Genomic DNA, 6,137 nt, shown 5'->3' with positions numbered 1-6,137 from the left:
AACCTCTCCCCGCTCCCGGCGACCAACAACATCGATCACCCTGGCATACGGAGAAAGGTCACCGCGAGATCGTCAGAAAAACACCAGTCACCTAGGTCACGTCTGACAAATCCTGGCCCTGCGGTGTCCGGGAAGCGATTCCGTCGTCAACGCGGCTGGCCGTACGGGCAAGCGTCCCGCCCAGCGGTTTCTCGATGACGTTGAGTAACCGCTTCACGGATTTTGTGCCAGATCCAGTTGCCGTCTACAAAGTCATACACAAACGCTCTTCACCCCGCTCTCGCGCCAGCCTCATCCGCCGGACCTATCCCGCGATTACGGCGAACAGGAGGGTCCCGGGTGTAGCCAACCGCCAGCCGGAACAAGTGGCTTGGGGCCCTTTGTCCGGCGCGTCAGGCCGGAGGCCGGCGGTAGGCCACCGTCGGACGTGCGGCGCGAGGCCGCCCTGATCGCCGTGGTGTTCGAGGCCGAGCCGGACCTGGAGGTGGCGGGACCCATATGGCCCGGCAGCCGACGCGGCAGATGTCGCAGCGCAGATCTTCCGCCGCGGCGGTGCGGTGGCAGGCCCGAAGCTCGGCGGTACGGGTCTGGCACTGGCACGGGGCCAGGCCCATGGCGCTCACTGACCGGCTCCGGCGAGTCCCATGATGGGCTGCATGTAGAAGCAGACGGACCCGGTCCTGCACTCCCAGCGGGCCGGTGCCGCGTTGGCAGCGCTCGCTCCGATCGTTGCCATGGCCAGAACGGCTAGCGCGAGTATGAGGATACGGCGCATATGACTTCCGATCGGAGAAGATCAGCAGCCGGATCAAGGTGCGGCCGGAGTTCGCCAGGGCCGACCTAGCGCAACTCCCGCTTGAGGATCTTGCCGGTCGCCGTCATCGGCAGGCTCTCGCGGAACTCGATGATCCGCGGGTACTTGTAGGCCGCCATGTTCTCCTTGCACCAGGCGATGAGCTCGTCCTCGCTCGCCGTCGCGCCGGGCGCCGGGATGACGTAGGCCTTGACCTCCTCGCCGTGCGAGTCGTGGGGCACGCCGACCACCGCCACCAGCGAGACCGCCGGGTGCGTCATCAGCACCTCCTCCAGCTCGCGCGGGTAGACGTTGAAGCCGCCCCGGATGATCATGTCCGTCGTGCGGTCGACGATGGCGTAGTAGCCGTCCTCGTCGCGGGTGGCGATGTCACCGGTGCGGAACCAGCCGTCCCGCAGGACCTCCTCGGTGGCCTCGGGCCGCCCGTAATAGCCCTTCATGACGTTGTGCCCGCGGATGGCGATCTCGCCAGGGCCCTCGCCCTCGATGGTGTTCCAGTCGCCGTCCACCAGCCGCATCTGCACGCCCCAGACGGGGAAGCCGATGGTGCCCGGCTTGGTGGGTCGTCCGAGCTGGTTGAAGCTGGCCACCGGGGAGGTCTCCGACAGGCCGTAGCCCTCCAGGATCGGGATGCCGAAGGTGGCCTCGAAGTCCTTGAGCACCTCGACCGGGGAGGCGGCCCCGCCCGCCACCGCGACCCGCAGCGTCGAGGGCGCCTCGGCCCCGTCGGCGTGGATCTTCGACAGCAGCGCCCAGAACATCGTCGGCACCCCGGCGAACATGGTCACCTTCTCCCTGCGCATGAGCTCCAGCGCCTCGCCGGGCTCGAAGCGCGGCTGGAGTACGAGGGTGGCGCGGCGGCGCACGCTCACGTTCATGACCGGGATCTGGCCGAAGGAGTGGAAGAGCGGCAGCACGGTGAGTGAGACGTCGCCGTCGGGGTCGGTGGGGAACATCTCGTCGCTGACGATGGTGTTGGTCAGTATGTTCATGTGGGTCAGCTCGGCGCCCTTGGGCTGACCGGTGGTGCCGGAGGTGTAGAGGATGGCCGCGGTGTCATCCGGCTCGGTCTGTACCGTCTCGAATTCCCCGGACATGCCGCCCAGCGCCGCCCAGAACGACTCGCCGTGCTCCGACTCGGTGGCCAGCGGCGTGGCGGGCAGGACGAAGAAGTGCTCGCAGCCCTCGACGGCGTCGAATGCCTCCCGCCCGCGCGCGCCCATGGGCAGCTCGGGGGAACCCTCGAAGCAGAAGAGCGCCTTGGTGTCGCTGTCGGTCAGGTGGTAGGCGATCTCGCGCGGCTGCAGCAGCACGTTGAGCGGGACCACAGTCGCCCCGGCCTTGAGAATGCCGAAGTACACGAAGGGGAAGTAGGGCAGGTTCGGGCAGAGCAGCGCGACCTTGTCGCCCTTGCCGATCCCCCGGGCCGCCAGGAGGTTGGCCACCTGGTTCGCGACGGAGTTCACCATGGAGTACGGCAGGCGCAGGTCGCCGAAGACCAGGGCGGTGCGGTCTGGCGCATTGCGGGCGCTGTCTTCCAGAATGATCGACAGATTGAGCATCGCGGCCCTTTCCTCAGGGGTTCTGCCGTGGCTGCGTCTTGGGGGACGTCCGTACGTCCCAAGGATGCGCCGCCGATGCGGTCTTGGCTTGTACGAACGTGTCGATTCAGGGCAGCCAGTCGATGGCGGCGGCCAGCGTGGAGGGCGCGGTTCCGAAGTTGTGCCTGAAGACCCGGGTGAAATGTGACCCATCGGTGAATCCGGCGCTGTGGGCGGCCATCGTCAACGTCTCTCCCGCGGCCACCAGCCTGATCGCATGCTGAATGCGCTGCCAGCGCACATAGGGTCGCAGCGGAATCCCAACTTGTGCGCTGAACAGATGCGCCAACCGGCTTGGAGACAGGTGCACCGCGGCCGCAACCACACCCAGACGCACCGGCCCCCCGATCAGGAGGGTGGGGATCACGGCTATCGCCATCTCCACCGCCGGGTGAATCGGGATTTCTTCGGCACCACGTTGGCCCGTCCAGTCCTCGACGATCTTCAGGGCGGCCGCGGCCTCGGCGGAGTGCTCATGGCCGCTCGAGGGTTTCGTGAACGTGAGCGGCGCCGCCACCTGGCGGTGTCCCAGGCTCGGGCCGGCGTGCGTGAGGTGGGGGAAGGGCGGACCCCAGGTCAAGGCGCTGACCCCCGCACCTGAATGGGTGAGAAGGGAACGGCCTGGCGAACTGCCGGGGTCGAGTTGAGCCAGCAGGACCCCGCGAGCTCCCGTGAGTACGGCGTGGCCGGTGTCGGGAGGAATGACCGCGGTCCGGGTGGTCAGCCGCCGGCCGTGGGCGTCGGCCACGGTGAAGGGCTCTGCGGAGACGATCAGGTGGACCGCATGGTGTGCGTGCAACTGGTTCGTACCGATGGTTCCGCCATACAGCAGGACGCCAGGGCGGAGTAAACACCAGCCGCGCCAGAGATGCGACATCACGCCTCCTTCTCCGGATGAGATTGTCTCAGCCTCTGATCGTCGTGGCGGATGCCCTTTCGTGAAGGTGCCGATCTCGGGCTCCGCTCAGCGGATGGGTGCCGATCTTCCGGCCGCTGTCATGGGCTGTCGCGTTTGGCTTGGCGCCGCGCTCCACTGGCCAGCGTCTTGGCCTGGCGACGCCGCAACGCCGCCGAGTCCGGGCGGCGATCGGCCTGCTGACTGGACATGGGTGACGTGGCCGGCCCGCCGGCCTGCCTGGGAGGTGGGATGGTGTGCTGCTGGCGGGCCGCGGCCAGCCGTTCGGCCTTCAGTTCCTCGGCGCTGCGCCTGGCCGCCATCGCCAGATGCCGGCTGACCTTGGCCAGCGCGTCTTCGAACACTTCGGCTTTCTGGGCGTTGCGCTGGTTCTTCGGTCGGGCGATGCCGCGGCCGCCGAGCTCCTGAACCCGGGCGCTGGCTTCGCGACGGTACAGCTTGACGTACTTGTCGCGTGCACGCCGTACGCGGGTGTGCAGCTCGACGAGTTCGTCCTCGTCCAACGCGGCGAGTCTGTCCCGATCGGCCTCTCGCGCCAGCGCCATTTCGGTCTCGGTCAACGAGTTCAGCAGAGCTTTCATCACTGTGTCCTCGATTCGTCCTCAGGTCCGTGGGAGGTCTCGTACGGGCTTTGTGCTACTGCCCTTCATGTCACGGGAGGGGGCAGGGACGCTACCAGGGCCTTTTATGGCAAAGGTGATTTCTCGGGCATCTCCGCGTCGAGAGCCCCTCGAGGTTCGTTCCGCTCGACAGGGGATCGAGGCCGTGTGGCGCCTCCCGCTGCCGCGCGAGCCCGGCCGGTGGGGTGGGTTGCAGTGAGGCGCAAGTGGCTTCCCACCGGGGACTGCGATCTTGTCTTCGGGCACGACATCGGCGTAGAGGAAGGGGATCGATGAGCGGGAACAAGCGGATGCTGGTGGCCGGCGTGTTAGCGGGCCTGGTCGCCGGGGGTTCGGGGGTGGCGGTCGCCAATGTGTCGGCTGACGATGGGGTGATCAACGCGTGCGTCTCCGCCAACGGCTCCGTACGGATCCTCTCGAACGTCACGCCCACGCCGGGCCCGACTGCCACGCCGACCGTGCCGACCGGCTGCGGCACGGATGAGAAGAAGGTCTCGTGGAACCAGGCGGGTCCCGCTGGCCAGCAGGGGCTGAAGGGCGACGCGGCGGTTGCCGGTTCGGTCGGCTCGGTGCGCATGCTGTACGGAGGTTCGGCCATGCTGGACCCGCTGCAGGGGAAGGAAGTGTTCAAGGTCGCGCTGGAGCCGGGCTCCTACAGAGCTGACGCGCAGATCGCGATCTCCCCCTGGGGCGACTCCCAGGGCAAGGAGTACATCGGCGACTGCGTGATGGCCATCAACGGCCGCGGCTTCCTCGCGAACTCGTCCACCACCAGTCACCGCCTCTACCTGCAAGTCCACAGCGTCTTCACGCTGACGAGCGCCGACACGCTCCGTGTCACCTGTACGGGAGGCCCTCGAGACAAGTCTTTCCCCGTGCGGGTCGGCGGGCTCAGCTCGGTCACCGTGCAGCAGGTTCCGGCAGCCAGCATGGAGTACTACAACGGCTGACGCGATCAGTCCGTCCTGTGGCAGCCGGCGGAGACCGCAGTCGGTGAACAATGAAGCACGAGCAAGCCGAGATCAGCGCTGGTCGTGACCTTCGTGATCGTCGCTGTGTTCGCCGGCATCCTGGCTTTCCTCTGGAGGGAGGAGGCCAACCGCTCGGCCACCGCGGTGTCCGCGCTCGCGGGAGTCGCCGCAGTAGGGGTCGCAGTCTGGGCGGGTTCCTGCTGGCTAGTGGCGCCGGCGGGGTGGAGCGAGGTGTTCGGTGACGGTGGCGATGAGTCAATCGTCCACATTGCGGATCGTACGCCGGAAGCGTCGCCTTCTGACCTATATGCGTTCGCGTCGCGGTCCTCGATCGGGCTAGCGTTGCTTCCGTTATGCGCCAGGAGGAACGTGCCCTGGCTGCGCCTGTGAGTCAGCAGATTGGAGATGCGGGATGACTTCTCAGCTCGTCGCGCTCTGCTTCGATGCGAACAACCCGCTCCGTCTCGCGCGCTTCTGGGCTGGAGTCCTGGGCTGGGAGATGGCCGACGACCCCCACGATTGCTTCGCGATCCTGCCGAGCGATGACACCGGGTTCCAGATCCGATGTCTTCCGACCCAGGAGAAGAAGACCGGCCCGAACCAGATGCACTTCGATCTGACGAGCACGTCCCTCGAGGACCAGCAGCAGACGGTGGCGAGGTCGCTCGAACTCGGCGCGCGGCACATCGACATCGGGCAACGCCCGGAGGAGGGTCATGTGGTGCTCGCCGACCCCGAAGGCAATGAGTTCTGCGTCATCGGGCCGGGCAACAACTTCCTTGCTGACTGCGGATTCATCGGAGCGCTTGCGTGCGACGGTTCGCAGGAGGTCGGGTACTTCTGGAGCGAAGCGCTGGGCTGGCCGTTGGTCTGGGACCAGGACCAAGAGACCGCGATCCGCTCGCCGCACGGCGGTCCGAAGATCACGTGGGGCGGCCCGCCAGTGGCGCCGAAGACCGGGAAGAACAGGCTACACTTCGACCTCGCTCCACCTACGCGCGGTGATCAGCAAGCGGAGGTCGACCGTCTCGTCTCCCTCGGAGCGACTCAACTCGACATCGGCCAGCGTGGGGTCAGTCGGGTGGCGATGGCCGATCCGGACGGCAACGAGTTCTGTGTTTTGACCCCCCGATAGCGTGACCAGACCGGGGGGCGGCGCCTCCGCCCCCCGCGGCACGGTGTGATGCGGTCCGTGACTCCCGCTGCCCAGTGATC

The 6,137-nt window shown here is 67.2% G+C and carries 5 protein-coding genes; 2 read left to right on the top strand and 3 right to left on the bottom strand.

The features are described from left to right. Positions 1 to 840 precede the first annotated feature (840 nt). The 3 genes from ABZ911_RS40080 to ABZ911_RS40070 form a co-directional block, all read right to left on the bottom strand. Positions 841 to 2,376 (bottom strand): long-chain fatty acid--CoA ligase, encoded by a 1,536-nt coding sequence (locus ABZ911_RS40080; protein WP_358068864.1) that lies wholly within the window; start codon positions 2,374 to 2,376, stop codon positions 841 to 843. A 106-nt stretch (positions 2,377 to 2,482) separates the two neighbouring features. Then, a complete protein-coding gene (locus ABZ911_RS40075) occupies positions 2,483 to 3,292 on the bottom strand; it encodes a helix-turn-helix transcriptional regulator (RefSeq protein ID WP_358068861.1) in 810 nt (269 codons plus the stop codon). A 119-nt stretch (positions 3,293 to 3,411) separates the two neighbouring features. Beyond that, complete coding sequence (locus ABZ911_RS40070; RefSeq protein ID WP_358068858.1) at positions 3,412 to 3,912, bottom strand: hypothetical protein; 501 nt, start codon at positions 3,910 to 3,912, stop codon at positions 3,412 to 3,414. Positions 3,913 to 4,223: 311 nt separating this feature from the next. Here ABZ911_RS40070 and ABZ911_RS40065 point away from each other — a divergent pair, with 311 nt between their 5' ends. Next, on the top strand, positions 4,224 to 4,901 hold the full coding sequence (locus ABZ911_RS40065) for a hypothetical protein (RefSeq protein WP_358068855.1): 678 nt from the start codon (positions 4,224 to 4,226) through the stop codon (positions 4,899 to 4,901). 433 nt (positions 4,902 to 5,334) lie between these two features. After that, entirely contained in the window at positions 5,335 to 6,057 is a 723-nt protein-coding gene (locus ABZ911_RS40060; protein WP_358068852.1) for a VOC family protein, read from the top strand. Positions 6,058 to 6,137 lie beyond the last annotated feature (80 nt).

The sequence above is a fragment of the Nonomuraea sp. NPDC046570 genome, assembly GCF_040645915.1.
Classification (GTDB): domain Bacteria; phylum Actinomycetota; class Actinomycetes; order Streptosporangiales; family Streptosporangiaceae; genus Nonomuraea.
Note: the sequence above shows the minus strand (reverse complement) of the source record. Positions and strands in the feature narration are given on the sequence as shown.